The 22269-nt window shown below is 73.9% G+C and carries 19 protein-coding genes; 14 read left to right on the plus strand and 5 right to left on the minus strand.

Annotated elements, in window-relative coordinates; all coding sequences use genetic code 11:
- The first annotated feature begins 29 nt into the window (after window positions 1-29).
- The 4 genes from BAY60_RS10350 (at window position 30) to BAY60_RS10365 (ending at window position 6526) form a co-directional block, all read left to right on the plus strand.
- On the plus strand, window positions 30-3233 hold the full coding sequence (locus tag BAY60_RS10350; protein WP_112280507.1) for an ATP-dependent helicase: 3204 nt from the start codon (window positions 30-32) through the stop codon (window positions 3231-3233).
- A gap of 231 nt (window positions 3234-3464) precedes the next feature.
- Window positions 3465-4820 (plus strand): IS4 family transposase, encoded by a 1356-nt coding sequence (locus BAY60_RS10355; RefSeq protein WP_112280480.1) that lies wholly within the window; start codon window positions 3465-3467, stop codon window positions 4818-4820.
- A gap of 151 nt (window positions 4821-4971) precedes the next feature.
- On the plus strand, window positions 4972-5976 hold the full coding sequence (locus BAY60_RS10360; RefSeq protein WP_425466463.1) for a potassium channel family protein: 1005 nt from the start codon (window positions 4972-4974) through the stop codon (window positions 5974-5976).
- Between the two features lie 73 nt (window positions 5977-6049).
- Complete coding sequence (locus BAY60_RS10365; RefSeq protein WP_112280508.1) at window positions 6050-6526, plus strand: hypothetical protein; 477 nt, start codon at window positions 6050-6052, stop codon at window positions 6524-6526.
- 19 nt (window positions 6527-6545) lie between these two features.
- On the opposite strand, the gene BAY60_RS10370 is transcribed toward BAY60_RS10365, so the two are convergent.
- Window positions 6546-7616: a neutral zinc metallopeptidase gene (locus BAY60_RS10370; RefSeq protein WP_112280509.1), complete on the minus strand. Its 1071-nt coding sequence runs from the start codon at window positions 7614-7616 to the stop codon at window positions 6546-6548.
- 124 nt (window positions 7617-7740) lie between these two features.
- On the opposite strand from BAY60_RS10370, the gene BAY60_RS10375 reads away from it, so the two are divergent.
- From BAY60_RS10375 to BAY60_RS10395, 5 genes are read left to right on the plus strand one after another with little or no spacing between them, the layout of a single operon-like run.
- Window positions 7741-8691, plus strand: coding sequence for a DUF7847 domain-containing protein (locus BAY60_RS10375; protein ID WP_170160344.1), 951 nt, complete (start codon window positions 7741-7743; stop codon window positions 8689-8691).
- Window positions 8688-9317 carry a DUF4129 domain-containing protein gene (locus BAY60_RS10380; RefSeq protein ID WP_112280510.1) on the plus strand — a complete coding sequence of 210 codons (630 nt, stop codon included), beginning with the start codon at window positions 8688-8690 and terminating at the stop codon, window positions 9315-9317. The genes BAY60_RS10375 and BAY60_RS10380 overlap by 4 nt, the downstream gene beginning before the upstream one ends.
- Entirely contained in the window at window positions 9314-10396 is a 1083-nt protein-coding gene (locus BAY60_RS10385; protein ID WP_112280511.1) for a DUF4350 domain-containing protein, read from the plus strand. Before BAY60_RS10380 ends, BAY60_RS10385 begins: the two co-directional genes overlap by 4 nt.
- Entirely contained in the window at window positions 10393-11352 is a 960-nt protein-coding gene (locus BAY60_RS10390) for an AAA family ATPase (RefSeq protein ID WP_112280512.1), read from the plus strand. Before BAY60_RS10385 ends, BAY60_RS10390 begins: the two co-directional genes overlap by 4 nt.
- A complete protein-coding gene (locus tag BAY60_RS10395) occupies window positions 11352-12647 on the plus strand; it encodes a DUF58 domain-containing protein (protein WP_112280513.1) in 1296 nt (431 codons plus the stop codon). Before BAY60_RS10390 ends, BAY60_RS10395 begins: the two co-directional genes overlap by 1 nt.
- A 27-nt stretch (window positions 12648-12674) precedes the next feature.
- Here the strand turns inward: BAY60_RS10395 and BAY60_RS10400 are convergent, their stop codons facing one another.
- Window positions 12675-13697, minus strand: coding sequence for a class I SAM-dependent methyltransferase (locus BAY60_RS10400; protein ID WP_112280514.1), 1023 nt, complete (start codon window positions 13695-13697; stop codon window positions 12675-12677).
- A gap of 126 nt (window positions 13698-13823) precedes the next feature.
- Window positions 13824-14831 carry a stage II sporulation protein M gene (locus BAY60_RS10405; protein WP_112280515.1) on the minus strand — a complete coding sequence of 336 codons (1008 nt, stop codon included), beginning with the start codon at window positions 14829-14831 and terminating at the stop codon, window positions 13824-13826.
- A 55-nt stretch (window positions 14832-14886) separates the two neighbouring features.
- Here BAY60_RS10405 and BAY60_RS10410 point away from each other — a divergent pair, with 55 nt between their 5' ends.
- Window positions 14887-15759, plus strand: a complete 873-nt coding sequence (locus BAY60_RS10410; RefSeq protein WP_112280516.1) for an RDD family protein — start codon at window positions 14887-14889, stop codon at window positions 15757-15759.
- A gap of 3 nt (window positions 15760-15762) precedes the next feature.
- Here the strand turns inward: BAY60_RS10410 and BAY60_RS10415 are convergent, their stop codons facing one another.
- Window positions 15763-16758, minus strand: coding sequence for an aldo/keto reductase (locus tag BAY60_RS10415; RefSeq protein ID WP_211330217.1), 996 nt, complete (start codon window positions 16756-16758; stop codon window positions 15763-15765).
- 86 nt (window positions 16759-16844) lie between these two features.
- On the opposite strand from BAY60_RS10415, the gene BAY60_RS10420 reads away from it, so the two are divergent.
- Entirely contained in the window at window positions 16845-17714 is an 870-nt protein-coding gene (locus BAY60_RS10420; protein ID WP_112280517.1) for a helix-turn-helix transcriptional regulator, read from the plus strand.
- Here BAY60_RS10420 and BAY60_RS10425 read toward each other — a convergent pair.
- Complete coding sequence (locus tag BAY60_RS10425) at window positions 17678-18481, minus strand: SDR family NAD(P)-dependent oxidoreductase (protein WP_112280518.1); 804 nt, start codon at window positions 18479-18481, stop codon at window positions 17678-17680. The two genes, BAY60_RS10420 and BAY60_RS10425, sit on opposite strands and share 37 nt — an antisense overlap.
- 72 nt (window positions 18482-18553) lie before the next feature.
- Here BAY60_RS10425 and BAY60_RS10430 point away from each other — a divergent pair, with 72 nt between their 5' ends.
- The 3 genes from BAY60_RS10430 to nudC are packed head-to-tail and all read left to right on the plus strand — an operon-like array spanning window position 18554 to window position 22229.
- The gene (locus BAY60_RS10430; RefSeq protein WP_112280519.1) at window positions 18554-19840 is read left to right on the plus strand and encodes a M16 family metallopeptidase; all 1287 of its coding nucleotides are present in this window, start codon (window positions 18554-18556) and stop codon (window positions 19838-19840) included.
- Entirely contained in the window at window positions 19837-21228 is a 1392-nt protein-coding gene (locus BAY60_RS10435) for a M16 family metallopeptidase (protein WP_112280520.1), read from the plus strand. Before BAY60_RS10430 ends, BAY60_RS10435 begins: the two co-directional genes overlap by 4 nt.
- Window positions 21225-22229: an NAD(+) diphosphatase gene (gene nudC, locus BAY60_RS10440; protein ID WP_112280521.1), complete on the plus strand. Its 1005-nt coding sequence runs from the start codon at window positions 21225-21227 to the stop codon at window positions 22227-22229. Before BAY60_RS10435 ends, nudC begins: the two co-directional genes overlap by 4 nt.
- Window positions 22230-22269: the final 40 nt, after the last annotated feature.

The raw sequence follows: 22269 nt of genomic DNA on the forward strand, positions 1-22269 counted from the left end.
CCGACGTACTCCCTCCCGCGCCAGGCGCCATGAATCTCGTCCCTCCTGCCGAGATCGCGCACGCGCTGGGCCTGCATCCGCCCACCGAGGAGCAGGCCGCCGTCATCGCCGCGCCCCCGGAGCCCGCGCTCGTCGTCGCGGGAGCGGGCGCGGGCAAGACGGAGACCATGGCGGCGCGCGTGGTGTGGCTGGTGGCCAACGGCCTGGTGACCCCGGAACGCGTGCTGGGCCTGACCTTCACCCGCAAGGCCGCGCGCCAGCTGGCCGACCGGGTGCGTGCCCGGCTGCGCCGCCTCGCCGGGTCCGGGTTGCTCGACCGGCTCGACCCGAGCGGTGAGCGCCGGATGTCCGTGCTCACCGGCGAGCCGACCGTGCTCACCTACCACGCCTACGCGGGACGGCTGCTCGCCGAGCACGGGTTGCGGCTGCCCGTGCAGCCCGGGGCGCGCATGCTGTCGGAGACCGCGTCCTGGCAGCTGGCGCATCGCGTGGTGTCCACATGGGATGACGATCTGGACACCGACCGCGTGCCGCCGTCGGTCACCGCACATCTGCTCGGGCTCGCGGGGGAGCTGGGCGAACACCTGGTGGATCCCGGGCGGCTGCGCGAGTACACGGCGTGGTTCTGCCGCATCGTGGAGAACGCGCCCAGGGCCAAGGGGCAACGGGAGTCCCTTCCCGTCGCGCTGCAGGACATCCTCACGGCCCAGCGGTTCCGGCTCCAGCTGCTGCCGCTGATCGAGGCCTACCACCAGCGCAAACGCGCCGAGGGTGCGCTGGACTTCGCCGACCAGATGTCGCTGGCGGCGCGGCTGGCCGACGGCCATCCCGAGGTGGTGGAGGGCGAGCGTGCCCGCTACGGCGCGGTGCTGCTCGACGAGTACCAGGACACCGGGCACGCCCAGCGGGTGCTGCTGCGCGCGCTGTTCGGCGGGTCGCGGCCGATGCCGGTGACCGCCGTGGGCGACCCGGCGCAGGCCATCTACGGGTGGCGGGGTGCGAGTGCGGCGAACCTGCCGCGGTTCACCACCGACTTTCCCCGGCTCGACGGCGTGGAGCACGCGCCCGCCCACGAGTACGGCATGCTCACCAGCTTCCGCAACCCGCCGGAGGTGCTGACGCTCGCCAACGCCGTCGCGGAGCCGTTGCGCGCGCAGGGCCTCGGTGTGCGGCAGTTGCGGGCGCGTGACGGCGCGGGGCCCGCGGACGTGCGCTGCGCGCTGCTGCCGGACGTGCGGGCCGAGCGGGAGTGGCTGGCCGACGCGATGGCCGGGGTGTGGTTCGCCGAGCGGGACGCCACGGGCACCCCGCCCACGGCCGCCGTGCTGGTGCGCAGAAGGGCCGACATGGCGCCGGTGGCGGCCGCGCTGCGGGAACGCGGGCTTCCGGTGGAGGTCGTCGGGCTGGGCGGGCTGCTGGACGAGCCGGAGGTCGCCGACCTCGTGGCCACACTGCGTGTGCTGGCCGAGCCGCTCTCCGGCACCGCGGCGGCGCGGCTGCTCACCGGCGCGCGCTGGCGGCTCGGCGCCGCCGACCTCGGCGCGCTGTGGCGGCGCGCGAAGGAGCTCTCCGCCGACGACGACGTGCTGGTGGCCGAGCGTGCCGAGCAGGCGGGCCTGGTGGACGCGCTCGACGATCCGGGCAAGGCGGAGCGCTACTCGGCGGAGGGGTACGCGCGCATCCGCATGCTCGCCAGGGAGCTCCAGGCGCTGCGGCGCAGGCTCGACCAGCCGCTGCCCGAGCTGGTGTCCGATGTGGAGCGCACGATGCTGCTCGACGTCGAGGCGCTGGCCCGTCCGGGTGGCGCGGGACGCGCGCACCTGGACGCCTTCGCCGACGTGGTCACCGAGTACGCGGAGAACTCGCCCACCGGAACGCTGCTGTCCTTTCTGGACTACCTGGCCACCGCCGAGCACGCCGAGGACGGCCTGCCCCCGGGCGAGGTGGAGGTGGTGGCCGACCGGGTCCAGGTGCTCACCGTCCACTCGGCGAAGGGCCTGGAGTGGCGGGTGGTGGCGGTGCCGCACCTGGTGCGCGACACGTTCCCCGGCAAGCGGCGCTCGTCGTCGTGGCTGCGCACGGTGCCCGAGCTGCCCGCGGTGTTGCGCGGGGACGCGCAGGACCTGCCCGACCTGCGGCTGCGCGGCGACGAGGACCGCAAGGAGGTCATCGACGCCTGCGCCGAGCACGAGGAGCGCTTCGCCGAACGGCACGCCGAGGAGGAGCGCAGGCTGTGCTACGTGGCGCTGACGCGTGCCGAGCACTGCCTGCTCGCCTCGGGGCACTGGTGGAACGAGAGCAGCGCGCGGCCGAAGGGGCCCTCGGCCTTCCTGCTGGAGCTGGCCGAGGTGATCCGCGACGACGAGCGGGTGGGCACGATCGCCCGGTGGGCGGAGGAGCCTGCCGCCGAGGAGGACAATCCGCTGGTCAGCGCGTCTCGCTCGGCGAGCTGGCCCGCGGACCCGCTCGGCAGGCGGCGCGAGGGGGTGCGCGAGGGCGCGAACCTGGTGCTGGAGGCGCTGGAGGAGCTGGACCTGCCGCTGGCCGAGGACGACCCGGACGGCTGGATCGCCGACACCGACGTGCTGCTCGCCGAGCGGGAGCGCGCGCGGGGCGACGGGCAGGCCATCGCGCTGCCCGGCCAGCTGTCGGTGAGCCAGCTCGTGGAGCTGGCCGGTGAGCCGGAGGCACTCGCGCGCAAGCTGCGCAGGCCGCTGCCGTTCCCGCCCAACGCCTACGCCCGGCGCGGCACCGCCTTCCACGGCTGGCTGGAGCGGCGTTTCGCGGGCGAGCGGTTGCTGGAGCTGGAGGACCTGCCCGGCGCGGCCGACGTCGGTGCGGCCGACGACGCCGAACTGGACGCGCTGCGCGAGGCGTTCGAGCGCAGCGCGTGGGCGCACCGCACGCCGCACGACGTGGAGGTGCCGTTCTCCACCGACATCGACGGCGTCACCGTGCGCGGCCGGATGGACGCGGTGTTCGCCGACCCGGACGGCGGCTGGACCGTGGTGGACTGGAAGACGGGCGCGGTGCCGGACGACGACCGGCTGCCCGCGCTGTCCGTGCAGCTGGCGGCGTACCGGCTGGCGTGGGCGGGGCTGTCGGGGGCGCCGCTGGAGAAGGTGCGGGCGGCGTTCCACTACGTGCGCCCGGGCCGCACCCTGCGTCCGGTGGACCTGCTCGACGCCGAAGGCCTGCGCAACCTGCTGCGCTCGGTCCCCGCCGCCCGGTAACCGCCGCCGCAAGCTCCCCAATGCGGCATTCGCTCCACTGGATGGAGCGAATGCCGCATTCGCTCCACTGAGTGGACCGAATGTGGCATTGGGGCAATGCCGGGTAGTTAGGGGCGTGGGTGTGGTGTCAACCCTGGTGGAGTAGGACAACGGAGCTTCCGCTAGAACATTGTCGACCAAGATCAACGTTCGGCGGGAGCTCCGTTGTCTGCGCAGTCTGTCATATCCCGGATGGTTGGTGTGTTCGCGCCGGGTCACCTTGGTGAGCTGACCCAGGTCGTGCCCTTCGAGATGGTCGATGCGGTGCTGGCCGAGGCGCCCGCGGCGACGCAGCGGCGGGTGCGGTTGTTGCCGGCCCGGGTGACGGTGTACTTCCTGCTGGCGATGGGCCTGTTCCCCGAGCGTGGCTATCGCGGGGTGTTTGCGTCGCTGACCGCCGGTCTGGGTGCGCTGCGGCCGGCGACGCCGACGGCGTCGGCATTGCGGCAAGCCCGGTCCCGCCTCGGGCCGGGCCCGCTGGCCGCGTTGTTCACTCTGCTGGCCGGGCCGGTGGCCCGGCCCCGCACCCCCGGCGCCTGCTGGCGGGGCCTGCGACTGGTCGCGATCGACGGAACGCAGGTCGCCATCCCCGACAGCGAACCCCACCGGGCCTGGACCCAGATGAGCCGCACCGCCTCCCATCCCTCGGCCGGGTATCCGCTGCTGCGGCTGGTCACGCTGGTCGAGTGCGGCACCCGCGCGCTGATCGCGGCGGTGTTCGGCAGCCCCGCCGACGGAGAACTGGCCTACGCGGCCACCCTGCTGAACCGGCTGCGTCCGGGGATGGTGCTGCTCGCCGACCGCAATTTCGACGCCGCGACCTTCCTCGCCGGCACCGCCAGCACCGGCGCGGACCTGCTGATCCGGCTCAAAGGCAACCGACGCCCACCACTGCTGGGCCGCCACACCGACGGGTCGATCCGCTCGATCATCGGCGGCGTCGAAGTCCGGGTCATCGAAGCCCTGGTCACCGTCACCACAGCCGACGGGTCCCACCGCAGCGAGCACTACCGGCTGGTCACCACCCTGCTCGACCCCCAGCGTTATCCGGCCACCGACCTGATCGAGCTCTACCACCAGCGCTGGGAGATCGAAACCGCCTACCTCGCCCTCAAACACACCCTCACCCGCGGGCGGGTCCTGCGTTCGCAGACCCCGACCGGAGCCCAGCAGGAACTCTGGGCACTGCTGGCGACCTATCAAATCCTGCGCATCGCGATGACCGACGCCACCAATTCCCGCCCCGGCCTCACCCCCGACCGGGCCGGGTTCAGCGTCGCGCTACACGCCGCCCGCGACCAGGTCATCACCGCCCAGTCGATCATCGCCGGCACCCACATCGACCTCATCGGCACCATCGGCACCCACATCCTGGCCAGCCTGCTCCCAGCCCGCCGAGCACGCACCTGCCCCCGAACCGTCAAACGACCACTATCCAAATACGCCTACAACAAACCCCACCAACCCCCCACCTGCCACACCATCACCATCGAAATAACCATCACCAACGCCGCAACAAGCCCGTTGACACGCACCACCCCGCCCTAACTACCCGGCCTTGGGCATTGGGGAGCTCTGGTGGGCGGGCGTCCGCTGTGGGGGCGGCGGAGGGCGACTAGAGTTCCGCACCGTGATCAAGCGCCTGAGGCGGCTGCCGCTCGCCGACCAGCCGGGCCACGCACTCGTCGGCGTCCTCCGGATGCCGGAGACGACGATCAGCCCGCTGACCTCGATCATCCGGCGCGTCGTCGGTGCGATCCTCTTTCTGTTCGCCGCCGTGTTCATCGTCTACCTCGACCGCGACGGCTACAAGGACGCCAACGGCGACGGGGTGTCGTTCCTCGACTGCATCTACTACGCCACCGTGTCGCTGTCGACCACCGGCTACGGCGACATCTCGCCGGTCACCGCCACGGCGAGGCTGGTCAACATCGTTGTGATCACGCCACTGCGAGTGATGTTCCTGATCGTGCTCGTCGGTACCACACTGGAGGTACTCACCGAGCGTTCCCGCCAGGCGCTGCGGATCCAGAAGTGGAGGAACACCGTGCGTGACCATGTGGTGGTCATCGGCTTCGGCACGAAGGGCCGGTCCGCGGTCAACGCGCTGCTGGCCGAGGAAGGGGTCGAGACCAACCAGGTCGTCGTCGTCGACACCGACCAGCAGGCGCTCGACGCGGCGAGCGCGCTCGGCCTCATCACCGTGCACGGCTCCGCCACGAGATCGGACGTGCTCCGCGTCGCGGGTGTCCAGCGGGCGCGGGCGGTCGTCATCGCGCCGAACCGCGACGACACCGCCGTGCTGGTGACCCTCACCGCCCGCGAGCTGGCGCCCAAGGCGAGCATCCTGGCCTCGGTGCGGGAGGCGGAGAACGTCCACCTGCTCAAACAGTCCGGCGCCGACCAGGTCGTGGTCTCCAGCGAGACGGCGGGCAGGCTGCTCGGCATCGCCACGCGCACCCCGCTCGTGGTGGACATGGTGGAGGACCTGCTCACCCCGCAGACCGGGCTGGCCATCGCCGAGCGGCCGGTGGAGGAGTCCGAAGCGGGCGGCTCGCCCCGGCATCTGCCCGACATCGTGCTGGGCATCGTGCGCGACGGGCAGCTCTACCGGGTCGACGCCCCGGAGGCCGACGCCATCGAACCCGGCGACCGGCTCCTCTACGTCCGCAAGGTCACCCCCGCGGAGGACCTGCCGCGCTGACCCCCGGCCGTGTGACGCGGCGTGCGCCGCGGCTTTCTGTGCATCGGCGAAACGATCTGGAACGATTGGGTACGTGCGGCAGCGAGCGGATCAACGTCGGCGGCCCACGCCGCCCCTCACCTGGAAGGTGCTCGGCGTCGCCGCGGCAACGGGTCTGCTGATCGTCCTTGCGGCCTGGTGGGCCGGTCCCTCCCTGTTCGGCGTGCCCGCGGTCGCGGAGATGCGCACCGTGGAGGCCACCGTGACGCTGCCCGCGGACTGCTCCAACCCCAACGCCGCCGAGACGGTCCGCTTCGAGTTCGGCGGCGAGACCCGCAACGGAACCCTCAACGGCTGCGGGCACGACCAGGACGAACGGGTGGACATCGCCGTGCCCTCCGAGGCGCCGGAGAGCGGGCTCATCGACGTGCAGCTGGCCAGCACCGCGCTCGGCACCACCGACCTGCGCAGGCCGGTCGGCCTGGTGCTGCTGGTGCTGAGCTGCGCCGCGGGCGGCATGTACGCCTACCTCGTCGCCCGCGGACCCCGCCGCACCGTCGCGCTGCTCTAGCCCGAGGGAAGGGTGCCGTTCAGGCGACGTCGGCCGGGGCGGCGGCGAAGGTGTTGCAGTCGGCGATGCGGTTGTCGTAGGCACCGGCCCGCCACCACGCCGCGTAGTTGGCGTTGCTGCCGTGGTCGTGGGTGCCGGAGGTGTCGTCGCCCCGCGTCTCCTGGTCGTACCACGCCTTCTCGTACATGTCCCTGCTGATCGAACCGCCCTGGTCGACGTGGGAGCCCAGGAACATCCCGGAGAAGCACTGCGCCTGCAGCTCCTTGCGGCGTGACAGCTCCAGCCCCTTCGGGCTGTGCTGGCCCACCGCGTAGATCCGCTGCCACACGGCGTCCATGATCCCGGCCACCTCCTGCACGTGATGGCCGTACTCGTGGGCCAGCAGTGCCAGGTAGACGCCGGGGTTGTCGCCGTACTGATCGGTCTGCAGCCCGGCGAACGGCACGTAGAGGTTGTTCTCGCAGTAGTAGGCGGCCGTCGCGATACCGACGTCGATCGTGCCGCACGGCGTCCGGAAGTTCGGCCCGGAAGGGAAGTGCAGCTTCGGCGAGACGAACGGCAGGTTGTAGGCGCGCAGGAAGGGCCCCCACGCCGCGTCGAGGCACCGTGTCGCCGCCGAGAAGAAGCGTTCGGCCGCCGCGGGGTTGCTCTGCCACGGCGGCAGCGCGCACGCGAGGTTCTGCAGGCCCTCGTCGGGGTTCTGCAGGATGGGATGATCGGCCAGCTTGAGGATCTTCTGCGGGCCAGGGGCCGCCACCGGGGCGCTCCGCCTCGGAGGCAGCGTGCTGGCGGTGGTGGAGGCGGGCGACGAGCTGCCGGTGGACTCGGCGGTCGTGGCCGTGCTGGGAGCGCTGGGTGGCCTGCTGCTGGTGGCCGCGTTGGGGGTGTAGTTGCCGCCCGCGGACGGATCGCCGCCACCGGCGAGCGTGAACACCACGATGAGGCTCAGCACGAGCAACGTCGCACCGCCGAGGGACGCCACGATCAGCGGCCCCCTCCGGTTCCGGGGTGGCGGGAACCCAGGGCCGCCGGTTCCGTCGCCGTCCGGGTGCGGCGGCGGACCGTACGGCCACGGGGGCGGTTGTGTCATGGGCCGTCCTGCGCTAGATCGACTTCCGCGTCAGCATATCGAGGTAAGGGTCCCCGCGGCGTGCCTTGCATAATCCGGGGGTACGGCGGGATGTGCGATTTCCACGGAATGCGAGGATTGCTCAATGACGGATTCGAGTGGCTGGTCGTCGCCGGACTCCGGTGACGCTTCGCGGTATCCCCAGTACCCGCAGTATCCGCAGGGCGGCGGGCAGGGTCCCGCGGGCCCCGCCGGGAAGCCGGGTGTGATCCCGCTCCGCCCGCTGAGCCTCGGCGAGATCGTCGACGGCGCGATCACCACGATGCGCAAGCACGCGGGCGTCGTCTTCGGCGCGTCCGCCGTGGTGGCGCTGCTCAGCGCGCTGCTCTACCTCGCCGCGGACCTCTGGGTGCTCGACAGCCTCAACCCGGTGACCATCGACGCCGGCGCCTCGCAGCAGGAACAGCTGGACCAGGCGATGGCGGCCCTCGGTGACAGCCTGTCCGCCACCGGCGTCATCGCGATCATCACGGTGCTGACGCAGACGTTTCTCACCGGCTTTCTCATGGTGGTGGTCGGCAAGGCCGTGCTCGGCCAGGCCATCGGCTTCGGCGAGGCGTGGAACGAGCTGAAGCCGCGGCTGTTGCCGCTGCTCGGGCTCACCATCGTCGTCACGATCCTCGTCGCGATCGGCACCCTGCTGCTCATCATCCCCGGCATCTGGGCCTACGTGGTGCTGAGCCTGGCCACGCCCGCGCTCGTCCTGGAGCGCGGCCGCATCGGGCAGTCGATGGGCCGGTCGAGGGCCCTCATGCGCGGGTCGTGGTGGCGCGTGTTCGGAGTGCTGATCGTGGCCATGATCATCACCTTCGTGATCGGGTTCATCATCCAGATCCCGTTCGGCTTCGCGACCGGCTCGCTCACCACCGCCACGCCGACGGTCACCGACCTGGTCATCAACGAGCTCGGGGCGGCCGTCGCACAGACCATCACGGTGCCGTTCGTCGCCTCGGTCACCGCGCTGCTCTACATCGACCAGCGCATGCGCAAGGAGGGCCTTGACATCGAACTGGCCCGCGCCGCCGGGGGCCAGTGATCGCCGGCGCGGACGTCCCGGTCGAGCTCGGCAGGGACGAGGCGAGGCGCCTCGCCCGCGCCGAGCTGGCCGACCCGGACTACGCGCAGGCCCGGCCGTCGCCGGTGCAGCAGGCCATCGACTGGCTGGGCGACCGGCTCGCCGACCTGTTCGGGGCGCTGGCGGGCGCGACCCCCGGTGGCGTCGCGGGCCTGGTGGTGTTCCTGCTGCTGCTCGTCGTGCTGGTGCTCGTGATCCGCCTGCGGGTCGGCAAGCCGGCGCGCCGCGGCCGGGTCCGTGGCGAGCCCGTGTTCACCGGGGCGCCGCGCACCGCATCCGGTCACCGGCAGGCCGCCGAGCACGCGGCCGAGCGTGGCGAGCTGGCCGAGGCCGTCCGGGAGCGCTTCCGCGCCGTCGTGCGTGAATTGGAGGAACGCGGCGTGCTCGACGAGCGGGCGGGGCGCACCGCGGGGGAGGCCGCCACCGAGGCCGGACGGCTGGTGCCGCAGTTCGCGGGCGAACTGCACTCGGCGGCCACGCTGTTCGACGAGGTGCACTACGGGGGGCGGGCCGCCACCGTCGCCGCGTACGCGCGGCTGAGCGATCTCGACACGCGCCTGGCCGGCGCCCGGCCGGTGGCCCCGTGAGCACGTCGGTCTCACCGGACGCCAGGACGGTGTGGCGGGCCGTGCGCACTCCCGCGCTGATCGTGCTGCTCGTCTGTGCCGCGGGCATCGTGCTGGCACTGGCCCGGTCCGCGGGCGGCCCTCCGCTCGACCCGCGCTCCGCCGACCCGGCAGGCGGCCGCGCGCTCGCCCGCCTGCTCGACCGGCAGGGCGTCACCGTGGAACCCACCTACACCAGCGCGGGGCTGCGCCCTGCCGGCGCGACCCTGCTCGTCACCGACCCCGACCTGGTGGATCCCGCGACGCTGAGCCGCCTTGCCGGGCAGGCCGCCCACGTCGTGCTCGTCGAGCCGGGCGACGAGGCGCTCACCGCCGTCGCGCCCGCCGTCTCCCGCGAGAACGGGCTGGCGGTCACCACCCGCGAGCCCGGCTGTGCCCTGGCGGCCGCCACCGCCGCCGGGCCCGTGACCATCGGCGGCACCGGCTACCAGGCCCGCCGCACCTGCTACGACGGCGCGATCGCCCAGAGCGGCCGCGTGACCGTGGTGGGCGGGCCGCAGGCGTTCGGCAACGACGCCCTCGGCGAGCAGGGCAACGCCGCACTCGCGTTGCGGCTGCTCGGCGAGCGCCAGCGCCTGGTCTGGTACGTGCCCTCGGCGGGCGATCCCGGCCTCGCGGGTGGGCAGGAGTCGCTGTACGACCTGCTGCCCGGCGCCTGGGTGTTCGGCGCCGTACAGGCAGGCGTCGCCGTGGTCCTGCTGGCGTTGTGGCGGGCCCGCAGGCTCGGCCCCGTGGTCACCGAACCGCTGCCGGTGGTGGTGCGTGCGGCCGAGACCGTGGAGGGCAGGGCGCGGCTCTACCGTAGGGCGGGCGCCACCGGCCACGCCGCCGACGCGTTGCGCCGCGCGAGCCTCGGCCGGCTGCGTGGGCGCCTCGGTCTCGGCGCCGACGCCGGCCCACAGACCGTGCTGGCGGCCATCGCCGCCAGGACCGGGCGGGACGTGGGCCCGCTGCTGTACGGCCCTCCGCCCGAGGGCGACGCCGCGCTGGTGCGGCTCGCCGACGCACTGGACGCACTCGAGAATGAGGTGAGGCAGTGACAGCCGCTACCGACGCACGGCAGGCCCTCATCACGCTGCGGGCCGAGGTCGGCAAGGTGATCGTCGGCAACGACGCCGCCGTGACCGGTCTCATCATCGCCCTGCTGTGCCGGGGCCACGTGCTCGTCGAGGGCGTCCCCGGCGTCGCGAAGACGCTGCTGGTGCGCACGCTCGCCGCCGCGCTGGACCTGCGCACCGCCCGCGTGCAGTTCACGCCCGACCTGATGCCCGGCGACGTCACCGGCTCCCTCGTGTACGACCCGCACAGCGCCGAGTTCTCGTTCCGCGAGGGCCCGGTGTTCACCAACCTGCTGCTGGCCGACGAGATCAACCGCACCCCGCCGAAGACCCAGTCGGCGCTGCTGGAGGCGATGGAGGAGCGGCAGGTGTCGGTGGAGGGCGCGCCGCGCCCGCTGCCGGAGCCGTTCGTCGTCATCGCGACCCAGAACCCGGTGGAGTACGAGGGCACCTACCCGCTGCCGGAGGCACAGCTGGACCGGTTCCTGCTCAAGCTGACCATGCCCGCTCCGTCGCGCGAGGACGAGATCGCCGTGCTCACCCGGCACGCCTCCGGCTTCGACCCGCGTGACCTCGGCGCGGCGGGCGTGCGGCCCGTGGCCGACGCCACGGACCTGGAGGCGGCGCGGCAGGCGGTGCGGTCGGTGACCGTCGGAGGGGAGGTCACCGGCTACGTCGTGGACCTGTGCCGGGCCACCAGGGACTCGCCCGCGGTGCGGCTCGGTGTCTCGCCGCGCGGTGCGACGGCGCTGCTGTCGGTGGCCAGGGCCTGGGCGTGGCTGTCCGGCCGGGCCTACGTGACCCCGGACGACGTCAAGACGCTCGCCCGGCCCGCGCTGCGGCACCGGATCGAGCTGCGCCCCGAGGCCGAACTGGAGGGCGCGACGCCGGAGGGCCTGCTCGACCGGCTGCTGGCCTCCGTGCCGGTGCCGCGCTGATGGCGCTGACCGCCCGCGCCGGTCTGCTCGCCCTCGCCGGCGCGCTCGTGGTGGCGCTGCTCGCGCCGTCATGGGCGGGGGTGGCCGCCGCGACGGGTGTGGTGCTCGCCGCGCTGGCCGCCGATCTCGCACTGGCGGGCAGCGTGCGGGCGCTGACGTTCAGCCGCTCCGGTGCGACGTCGGTGCGGCTCGGCGAGGAGGCCGAGGTGAGCCTGCGGGTGGCCAACCCGGGCAGGCGCAGGGTGCGGGGCAGGCTGCGCGACGCGTGGCCGCCGAGCGCGGGCGCCGTCGACGACCGGCACACGCTGGCCGTGCCGCCCGGGCAGGCGCGCACCGTCGTGACGCGGCTACGCCCTGCCCGCCGCGGCGACCGGCACGCGCACCGCGTCACCGTCCGCGCCGTGGGCCCGCTGGGCATCGCCGCGCGGCAGGGCTCGCACACCGTGCCGTGGACGGTGCGCGCGCTGCCGCCGTTTCACAGCAGGCGGCACCTGCCCGGCAAGCTCGACCGGCTGCGCCAGCTCGACGGCCGCAGCGCCGCCCACGTGCGCGGTCAGGGCACGGAGTTCGACTCGCTGCGCGAGTACGTCGTCGGCGACGACGTGCGCTCGATCGACTGGCGGGCCACCGCGCGCGCCCGCGACGTCATGGTGCGCACGTGGCGGCCGGAGCGCGACCGGCGCGTGCTGCTGGTGCTCGACACCAGCCGGACGGCGGCGGGCCGCATCGGCGACGGCACCCGGCTGGACACCGCTCTGGACGCGGCGCTGCTCTTGGCCGCGCTCGCGGGCAGGGCGGGCGACCGGGTGGACCTGCTCGCCTACGACCGCCGCGTGCGCGCGAGCGTCCAGGGCACCGGCTCGGCCGAGCTGCTGCCGTCGCTGGTCGGCGCCATGGCGCCGCTGGAACCCGAGCTGGTGGAGCTCGACGCGCGTGGCCTGGCAGGCGAGGTGCTGCGCCGGGCGGGCCGTCGCTCGCTCGTGGTGCTGCTGACCGGGCTCGACCCGGCGCCGCTGGAGGCGGGACTGCTGCCGGTGCTGCCGTCGCTGACCGCCCGGCACCGCCTGCTCGTCGGCGCCGTCGCCGACCCCGCCGTGGCCGGACTGGCACGCGGGCGCGGCGACGCCGACGCCGTCTACGGCGCGGCGGCGGCCGAGCGCACGCTCGCCGAGCGTGCCCACGTGACCGCGCTGCTCACCCGGCACGGGGCCGAGGTGGTCGACGCGGGTCCCGGCGCCCTGCCGCCCGCGCTCGCCGACGCCTACCTGGACCTCAAGGCCAGGGGAGCGCTGTAACGCGCGGGCCGCGGCGCGGCAGGCGGCTCACTCCGGCCTGCGGCACACGTAGACCGAGTCCATCGGGTCGTCGGGCACGTCGTGCACCTCGATGCCGGTGAACCCGGCCTCCGCGAGCATCGTCCTCGCCAGCTCCTCGCCCCACACGGTGCCGAGCCCGGCACCGCCGCGGGCGAGCGACACCGTCATGCAGTGCAGGGTGCTGACGGCGTAGAGCAGCGGGGCGAGCGGGTTGTCCAGGTTGGCCGCGAGGTCGCTGGAGGCCTTGATGTCCATCATCACGAACCAGCCGCCGGGAACGAGGGCGTCGTGGATCCGGCGCAGCACGGCCGCGGGTGCGGCCTGATCGTGGATGGCGTCGAACGCGAACACGGCGTCGAACGGCGGCTCGGTGGGCAACAGCTCGACGTCGCACACCTCGAACGTCACGTTGTCCAGCCCGAGTTCCCCGGCCTCGGTCCTGGCACTGGCGATCGCGTCGGCGCCGAGGTCGTAGCCGGTGAACGTCGACGCCGGGTAGGCACCCGCGAGCACGTGGAGCGCGTGGCCGGTGCCGCAGCCGACGTCGGCGACGCGGATGCCGTCGGCGAGCCTGCCTGCCAGCCGCCCCGCGGCGGGCAGGATGCCGGTCAGCAGGTGCTCGTCGAACAGCCCGCGGCTCAGTGCGTCCATGACGCCGGTGAACCGCGGTCGGAACTCCTCGTACGGCACGCCGCCACCCTCACGGAAGGCCCGGGTCACGCCGTCCACGTGCTCGCCGAGCAGGCTGGCGATGAGCGCGACCGGCGCGAGGTTGGCCGCGCCCGTGCCGGTCAGGGACACGGCGTGCTCCGGGGGCAGGGTGAACGTCGCGGTGGCCGGGTCGTAGGTGAAGACGCCTCCGGTGGCCATCGCGCCGAGCCATTCGCGGACGTAGCGTTCCTGCAGCCCGGCCCGTGCGGCGAGCTCGGCACTCGTGGCCGGGCCGCGGGAGGCGGCCTCGAACAGGCCGGTGTGATGGCCGACCGCGACGAGGTGGCTGAGCAGGCCGCCGGTGACGAACCCGAACAGCGTGCCCGCGAACTCCTCGACGCGCCTCGTCGAGGGCGGCGTCCGGCTGGGTGGTGGTCATGGCGACCTCCTCGAGCGATGTGTGTCCTCTATCACAGTCGCCCGGGGGTAGGGAAACGAAACAGCCTATCCCGCCGCGGGCGCCAGATCGCCGGTGTCGCGCGGGTCGAGGTCGCCCGTCTCGCCCTCGCGCGCCGCGCGCCTGCCGAGTACGAACACGTACGCCAGGAACACCGCCTCCACCGCCACGCCGATGCCCACGCGCGCCCACGTCGGCAGACCGGACGGTGTCACGAAGGCCTCGATCACGCCCGCCACCAGCAGCACGCACACCAGGCCGAGGGCGATCGCCACCACCGAGCGGCCCGCCCGCGCCAGCGCCGCCGCCCGGCTCAGCCGTCCGGGGTCGATCACCGTCCAGCCCAGCCGCAGGCCCGCGCCCGCCGCCACGAACACCGCCGTCAGCTCCAGCAGCCCGTGCGGCGCCAGCAGGCCGAGGAACAACTCCCCGCGCCCTGCCGAGGTCATCAGCCCGATGCCCACGCCGAGGTTGAGCGCGTTGAGCCACAGCACCACCAGCACCGGGACGCCGAGCAGCACCCCCAGCAGCAGGCACGCCGCCGCCACCTGCGTGTTGTTCGTCCACACCTGGGCGGCGAACGAGGCGGCGGGGTTGCTGGAGTAGTAGGCCTCGTAGCCCCCGCCCGGCTCGGTCATCGCGCGGATCTCCTCGGGTGCGGCGATCGTGGCCCGCACGCGGGAACTGCTCGCGACCCACGCCGACAGCAGCCCGGTGACGAGCACGAACACCGCCGCCGTCGCCGCCCACCACGGCGCGCTGCGATAGACGGCGGCGGGGAAGCGCCGGGAGAAGAACAGGCCCACCTCCCGCCACGCGGGGGTGTGCGTTCCGGTGACCGCCGAGCGAGCCTTCGCCACCAGGGACGACAGCCTCGCCAGCAGCGCCGGGTCGGGCGCGGTGGAGCGCAGCAGCGACAGGTGCGTGGACACCCGCTGGTAGAGCAGCACCAGTTCGTCGGCCTCGGGTCCGCTCAGCCTGCCGGCGCGCCGCACCAGCTCGGCGAGGCGGTCCCACTCGGCACGGTGCGCGCCGACGAACACATCCAGGTCCACGTGCCAACACCCCTGCCCGCTGCGAGAGCCGCTCGGCACCCACGATACTGGGCACGTGTCGCACGAATCCGATCTCGTCACCGGCGACGCCGTCGTGCTCGACCTGCGGCTGGCCCGCTCGGCGAGCCGCGCGCTCGCCTACGGGATCGACCTGATCGTGCAGCTGGTCTCCCTGATCGTCGTGGTCACCGTGCTCGCACTCACGCCGACACCGGACGACACGGCGTTCGTCGTCACCGTCATCACCGTGGTGCAGGTGCTGGTGCTCATCGGCTACCCGGCGACCTGCGAGACGCTGACCCGCGGGCGCACCCTCGGCAAGGCGGCGCTCGGCCTGCGCGCCGTCCGTGAGGACGGCGGCCCCATCCGGTTCCGGCACGCGCTGGTCCGGGCACTGGCCGGGGCTTTCGTCGACTTCGGCCCGTTCGGCGCGTGGAGCTTCATCGGCTTCGTCGTCTCGCTCAGCTCGGCCAAGGGCAAGCGGGTCGGCGACTTTCTCGCGGGCACCGTCGTCGTGCGGGAGCGGGTGCCGGAGACGCCGACGGCCGGGCTGGTGATGCCGCCCGCGCTGGCGCCCTGGGCCGCCGGGCTCGACCTCAGCGGCCTGCCCGCCGACCTGGCGCTGGCCGCCCGGCAGTACCTCGGCCGGTACCACGAGCTCGACGAGACGTCGCGGGAACGCGTGGGCCTGCGCCTCGCCGCCGAGGTCGCCCAGCGCATCGGCGCTCCCATCCCGCCCTACACACCGGCATGGGCCTACCTGTCGGCGGTGCTGGCCGAACGGCAGTCGCGGGAGTACGCCCGCGCCACGCCCGCCCCGCCGGGGCATCCCGCCCCGCCGCCACCGCCGCCTCCGGCAACCCCGCCGCCTCCACCGTCCACAGGGGAGGGTCGGCAGGACCTGGGCCCGTTCACGCCGCCGTCCTGAGCCTCAGCATCGCGGCACCACCCGCGTCGCGGCGTCGCCGAAGACGAACGACGACGGCTCCGACTCGGCGATGAAGTCGTGCGGGAAGCCCAGCCGGAACTCCACCGCGCCCTCCAGCCGCGCGATCGCCTCGGTGGGCAACGTCAGCGCCAGCGCGCCGAGGTTGTCGGTGAGCTGCTCGACGGTGCTCACGCCCACGAGCGGCAGCACCGCCCGCGACTTGGCGCGGGTCCAGGCGAGCGCCACCTGGGCGGGCGTGGCGCCCAGGTCGTCGGCGACCTCCCGCACGGCCCGCGCCGCCGCGCGTTCGGTCTCGGTGAGCGCACCAGGGTCGAACCGGCTGGAGGCACCCGTCTCGGCGGCGCCGGAGAGCTTGCCCGCCGCCAGCGGCGCCCACGCGGCCACGCTCAGCCCGAACGCCTCCGCCATCGGCAGCAGCTCCCGCTCGATGTCGCGATCGAGCAGGTTGTAGCGCACCTGCAGCCCGGCGAACGGCGTCCAGCCGCGCCACTGCGCGAGCGTGTTCGCGTGCGCCACCACCCACGCCGGGGCGTCCGACATGCCGACGTAGAGCACCTTGCCCGCGCGCACGAGGTCGTCCAGCGCGCGCATGGTCTCCTCCACCGGGGTGTGCCGGTCCCAGACGTGCACCCAGAGGATGTCGACGTAGTCGGTGCGCAGCCTGCGCAGGCTCCGTTCCAGCGACAGCACGAGGTTCTTGCGATGGTTGCCCGCGCCGTTCGGATCTGCCGCGTCCCGCGACAGCGTGTACTTCGTGGCGAGCACGAACCGGTCGCGCCGTTCGAGCACGGAGCCGAGCACGGCCTCGCCCTCGCCGTAGGCCGAGGCCGTGTCGAGCACGTTGCCCCCCGCGTCGGCGTAGGCGTCGATCACGCGGCGGACCTCGCGCGGGTCACGGAAACCCAGCCCCATCGTGCCCAGCAGCAGTTCGGAGACGCGCAGGCCGGTGGGGCCGAAAAGGTGATATCGCATGTCCATGCGCACCAGCGTCGCGCCGCCCGCCCCGCGGAGGGAGGCCGGGAAAGGGACCCCCTCCGGCGCTCGCGCGCCTAGAGTGGGCGGGCATGACCGACAACGCACTCGGCCGGTTCCTGCGTGCGCGGCGGGAGGCGGTCACGCCCGCCGACGTCGGGCTGGCCGCGGGGCCGCGCAGGCGGACCCCGGGGCTGCGCCGGGGTGAGCTGGCCGCGCTCGCGGGCATCAGCGTCGAGTACCTGACCCGCCTGGAACGCGGCAGCGACCGCCACCCGTCGGCCCCGGTGCTCGGTGCGCTGGCCGACGTGCTCGGCCTGGCTCCCGAGGAGCGGGGCCACCTGCATCGGCTGGTGAAGGCGGGCACCGGCGGCGCCTGCGCGTCCGCGCCGCCGCAGCCCACGGTGCGGCCGACCGTGCGGGCGCTGCTCGACCGGCTCGAGCCGACCCCCGCCCTCGTCACCGACGCGCGGGGCGACGTGCTCGCCTGCACCGCGGGGTTCTCCAGGCTCGCGGCTCCGGCCGGGCTGTTCGACACCGACCCGCCGAACCTCGCGCGGTTCGTGTTCACCGACCCGCGGGCGCGGACGACGTTCTCGGAATGGGAGCGGGTGGCCGACCGGCACGCCGCCGCGTTGCGCGCCGCGGCCGACCTCGGCGACCACGGCGCGGCCGTGCTCGCCGAGGAGCTGTCCATCACGGCAGGGGGTGAGTTCGGCCGCCGGTTCACCGCCGCCGCCGCGCTTCCCGCGGGCAGTGGTGACGAGCGGTGGGCGCACCCCGGCGCCGGCGGGCTGCACCTGGCCTACGAGAGCCTCGTGCTGCCCGGCGGCGAGGAACACCGGCTCACCGCCTACCTTCCCGCCGACGACGCCACCACGGTGGCTCTCGCGGCGCTCGACGCCGAGGGCGCGGACGCCGACAGCTACAGCGCCTTCGCGACCAGCTCGTCGCTGAGCTGACGCAGGCGTTCGCGGGCCTGCGGGTCGGCGGCCTGCTCGTGCGGCTCGGCGGGCCGCGTGCCGTGGAAGTAGTGCCCGGTGACCGCACCCAGCTCCGCCGCCGTCGCCAGCCACAGCGTGGCCTGGCCGCCCTCGGCCAGGCTGCTCATCGGACCCCGGCCCGCCTCGCGCACCATCGTGGTGTCCATCAGCGTCGCCGGATGCAGCGCGTTGACGGTGATGCCCGAGCCGCGCAGCTCCTCGGCGAGGTCGATGGTGAACATGATCTGCGCCAGCTTGCTCTGCCCGTAGGCGCGCGTGCCGGTGTAGCGGCGGCGCAGCATCGGGTCGGAGAAGTCGATCGGATGCTGGCCCGCCGACGCGACGTTGACGATCCGTGCGGGCGCGGACAGCAGCGGCAGCAGCCGGTGGGTCAGGTGGTAGCCGGCGAGGTAGTTGACGGCGAAGCGCAGCTCGATGCCGTCGGCGCTCTCCTCGCGCCGCCGCTCGTCGGAGCCGAACCCGACGCCCGCGTTGTTGATCAGCACGTCCAGCCGGTCGTAGCGCGCGGTGATCTCCTCGGCAAGGCGCTGCACCTGGCGCAGCTCGGCCAGATCGGCCCGCACCGTCTCGGCGCCCGCCTCCTCGCGCAGCCGGGCGAGCTTGTCCGCGTCGCGCCCGTGCGCCACCACCCGCACGCCCTTGCCCGCCAGCTCTTCCGCGAGATACCGGCCGAGGCCGTCGGTGGCTCCGGTGATCAGGATCGTCTGCTCGCTGAGTGGTCTCATGAGGCTCCCGCCGTCCGCAGTTCGACCGTACGCCGGACCTGGCGGGCGCGCGCGCCCGCGTAGGGTGTGGTCATGGCCGTACCCGAGCTACACAGACTCACTCTCGACAACGGCCTGCGGGTGGTGCTCGCGCCGGATGCGACCGCTCCGGTCGTCGGCGTCAGCGTGCACTACGACGTGGGCTTTCGCTCCGAGCCGGAGGGGCGCACGGGCTTCGCGCACCTCTTCGAGCACCTGATGTTCCAGGGCAGCGAGAGCCTCGAGAAGCTCGCGCACTTCCGCTACGTGCAAAGCAGCGGCGGCACCTTCAACGGTTCCACGCACCCGGACTTCACCGACTACTTCGAGGTGCTGCCGTCGGCCGCGCTGGAGCGGGCCCTGTTCCTCGAAGCCGACCGGATGCGCGCGCCGAAGCTGACGCAGGAGAACCTCGCCAACCAGATCGACGTGGTGAAGGAGGAGATCCGCCTCAACGTGCTGAACCGGCCGTACGGCGGGTTTCCCTGGATTCTCCTGCCACCGGTGCTGTACTCCACGTTTCCCAACGCGCACAACGGCTACGGCGACTTCACCGACCTCGAACAGGCCACGCTCGACGACTGCGCGGCCTTCTTCGACACCTACTACGCGCCCGCCAACGCCGTGCTCACGGTGGCGGGCGACTTCGAGGTGGACCGCGCGCGGGAGCTGATCGAGAAGCACTTCGGCGACGTGCCCGCCCGGCCGAAGCCGCACCGGCCCTCGTTCGCCGAGCCGAGGCCCACCGAGGAGCTGCGCGGCCACCACACCGACCCGCACGCGCCGCTGCCCGCGCTCGCCGTCGGCTACCGCATGCCCGACCCGGTGGGCGAGCTGGACTCCTACCTCGCCCACCTGGTGCTCGCCGGCGTGCTGACCGACGGCGACGGTTCCCGGCTGCAGCAGCGGCTCGTGCACCGCGAGCCGCTGGTCACCGACATCAGCGCGGGAGCGGGTCTGTTCGGCCCGTTCGAGGCACGTGACCCGGACACGTTCTCCGTCACCGCCATCCACCCGCCGGACGTCAGCGCCGAGCGGGTGCTGGGCGCGCTCGACGAGGAGCTCGACGCCCTGGCCACCACCCCGCCCGGGGAGGAGGAACTGACCAGGGTGATCGCCAGGTGGAGCGCGAACCTGCACTCCGACCACGACCGGCTGGTGTCCAGGACGCTCGGCTTCGGTTCGTTCGAACTGCTGCACGGCGACGCCGGGCTGACATTCGGGCTGGCCGACCGCATCGCCGCGGTGACCGCCGAGCGCGTGGCCGAGGCCGCCAAGGGCCTGCGCCCCGACGCGCGAGCCGTGCTCGTGGTGGAGCCGGAACAGGGAGGTAAGCAGTGACCGCGGCGACGCATCGCAGCGCAGGCGAGATCGGCCGCACCGAACGCGGGCCCCGGCCGGTGCCGGGACTCGGCGAGCAGCGCGCCGCCGCCGACCTCGCCCACACCGACACCGTGCTGGCCAACGGCCTGCGCGTGCTGGCCGTGCGCAAGGCCAACGTGCCGATGGTGGAGGCCCGGCTGGCGATCCCGTTCGCCGCCGACGACCCGATGCACCCGGCCACGGCCGAGGTGCTGGCCGAGACCATCGCCACCGGCACCGCGCGCCGCGACCGCGTGGCCATCGACACCGAGCTCGCCCTCATCGGCGGTGACCTCGGCACCGCGGTCGACCCGGAGCACCTGACGCTGTCCGGTGGTGCGCTGGCCAGTGGCCTGCCCACGCTGCTGGACGTTCTGGCCGACGTGCTCACCGCCGCCACCCACGCCGACAACGAGGTGGCGAGGGAGCGGGCGCGCATCGTCGAGCGGCTCGCCGTGGCACGCACCCAGCCGCGGGTGATCGCCAGGGAGGCGCTGCAGCGGCGCCGCTACGGCGACCATCCCTACACGCGGGAGGTGCCGCAGCCCGGCGACGTCGAGCGTGTCGGCCCGGAGGCCGTGCGCGCGCTGCACGCCTCGGCGGTGCTGCCCGGGGGCGCGGTGCTCGTGCTCGTCGGCGACCTCGACCCGGACGCCGCCGTCGGCGACGTGGAGCGGGCACTCGGTGAGTGGCGTTCCGACCGCCGGGCCACGGAGATGCCCGAGCTGCCCGACCTCGCCGCGGGCGACCTGCTGCTGGTGCCGAGGGCAGGCGCGGTGCAGTCGCAGCTGCGGCTGTCGGCGCAGGCGCTGCCCAGGACCGACCCGCGCTACCCTGCGCTGCAGCTGGCGAACCTGGCCTTCGGCGGCTACTTCTCGTCGCGGCTGGTGGAGAACATCCGCGAGGACAAGGGCTACACCTACGGCGCCCAGTCCGGGTTCGAGTTCACCGGCAACAAGGCGACCCTGCAGGTGGAGGCCGACACTGCGAGTGAGGTGACCGCCGCAGCCCTGCTGGAGACGCGCTACGAGCTGGGCAGGCTCGGCCTCGTGCCGCCCACCGCCGAGGAGGTGGAGTCGGTGCGGCAGTACGCCATCGGCTCACTGCTCATCGGGGCGTCGTCGCAGGCGGGGCTGGCGAGCCAGCTCACCGCGCTGGCCACCGTGGGTCTCGGCGTGGACTGGCTGGCCGGGCACCCGGAGCGGGTCGCGGCGGTCACGGCGGAGCAGGTGGCCGAGGCGGCGCTGGAGTTCTTCGCGCCGAGCCGGTTCACCGGTGTCGTCGTGGGCGACGCGGACACGCTGGCGCGCCCGCTGACGGCGCTCGGCGGCGTGAGCATCGGGGAGCCGGGGGCCGCGGGCTCATGACCGTGGCGCCCTTCCAGCTGGGGGCGCTGCCCGCGCTGTCGCGCTCCACGGCCGACCGACAGGAGGACCTGCGGGCCGACCCGGAGCGGCTGCGGGCCCGCTGGCCGGACGCGCGGGTCGTGGTGGTGGACCGCTACGGCCGCACGCCGGTGCCGCTGGAGGCCGCGCTCGACCCGCCCGCGGGCGGCATCGGGCTGCGCACCCGCAAGGCGCTGGACTTCGGCGACGAACCGCCCGCCGATGCGTCGTTTCTGGGCCAGTGGCAGGACTCCGACTACTGGCTCGTGCTGGGCGCGCCGCCCGAGGACGCCGAGACCGTCGGGGTCGAGGGCGGCTGGGGCGTGCGGCAGGAGGCGCCGTCGGCCGACGGCGAGGTGTGGGTCGAGCTGCGCGGGCACGGCTCGCTGCTCGACGACACGTCGGCCGGGTTGCTGACCACGGCCGAGGCCCTGCGCAACTGGCACTGGCGGGGCCGGTTCTGCGCCCGCTGCGGCGGGCGGACGCGGCGGCTGCAGTTCGGCTGGGCGAGCCAGTGCGAGCAGTGCGGGCGCGAGGAGTATCCGCGCACGGACCCGGCGGTGATCTGTCTCGTGCACGACGAGGCCGGGGTCAACGGCGAGCACGTGCTGCTGGCGCGGCAGCCGGTGTGGCCGCCGAAGCGGTACTCGGTGCTGGCCGGGTTCGTGGAGGCGGGCGAGTCGCTGGAGGGGTGCGTGGCGAGGGAGATCCGCGAGGAGGTCGGCGTCGAGGTGCGCGACATCCGCTACCTGGGCAGCCAGCCGTGGCCGTTCCCGCGCTCGATCATGCTCGGCTTCGCCGCGCGCACCGACCTCGACGCGGACGTGGTGCCCGCCGACGGCGAGATCGAGGACGCCCGCTGGTTCTCGCGCGCCGACGTGCGCGCGGCGTTCGCCGGGGAACACGACGACCTCCTGCTGCCGGGCAGTTCGTCGATCGCGCACGTGATGCTGCGGTCGTGGGCGTCGGCCGATCGAGGCTGACGCCCACGTAGGCCGTCCGGGCAGCCGTGGTGGCCGGTGG

The sequence above is a fragment of the Prauserella muralis genome (assembly GCF_003202285.1).
Lineage (GTDB): Bacteria > Actinomycetota > Actinomycetes > Mycobacteriales > Pseudonocardiaceae > Prauserella_B > Prauserella_B muralis.

What these genes read in the sequence shown, in the direction of transcription:
- BAY60_RS10350 (WP_112280507.1), top strand. Translation starts at nt 30, where the DNA reads ATGAATCTCGTCCCTCCTGCCGAGATCGCGCACGCGCTGGGCCTGCAT.
- BAY60_RS10355 (WP_112280480.1), top strand. Translation starts at nt 3,465, where the DNA reads ATGGTTGGTGTGTTCGCGCCGGGTCACCTTGGTGAGCTGACCCAGGTC.
- BAY60_RS10360 (WP_425466463.1), top strand. Translation starts at nt 4,972, where the DNA reads ATGCCGGAGACGACGATCAGCCCGCTGACCTCGATCATCCGGCGCGTC.
- BAY60_RS10370 (WP_112280509.1), bottom strand. Translation starts at nt 7,616, where the DNA reads ATGACACAACCGCCCCCGTGGCCGTACGGTCCGCCGCCGCACCCGGAC.
- BAY60_RS10375 (WP_170160344.1), top strand. Translation starts at nt 7,741, where the DNA reads ATGACGGATTCGAGTGGCTGGTCGTCGCCGGACTCCGGTGACGCTTCG.
- BAY60_RS10395 (WP_112280513.1), top strand. Translation starts at nt 11,352, where the DNA reads ATGGCGCTGACCGCCCGCGCCGGTCTGCTCGCCCTCGCCGGCGCGCTC.
- BAY60_RS10415 (WP_211330217.1), bottom strand. Translation starts at nt 16,758, where the DNA reads ATGGACATGCGATATCACCTTTTCGGCCCCACCGGCCTGCGCGTCTCC.
- BAY60_RS10420 (WP_112280517.1), top strand. Translation starts at nt 16,845, where the DNA reads ATGACCGACAACGCACTCGGCCGGTTCCTGCGTGCGCGGCGGGAGGCG.
- BAY60_RS10425 (WP_112280518.1), bottom strand. Translation starts at nt 18,481, where the DNA reads ATGAGACCACTCAGCGAGCAGACGATCCTGATCACCGGAGCCACCGAC.
- BAY60_RS10430 (WP_112280519.1), top strand. Translation starts at nt 18,554, where the DNA reads ATGGCCGTACCCGAGCTACACAGACTCACTCTCGACAACGGCCTGCGG.
- nudC (WP_112280521.1), top strand. Translation starts at nt 21,225, where the DNA reads ATGACCGTGGCGCCCTTCCAGCTGGGGGCGCTGCCCGCGCTGTCGCGC.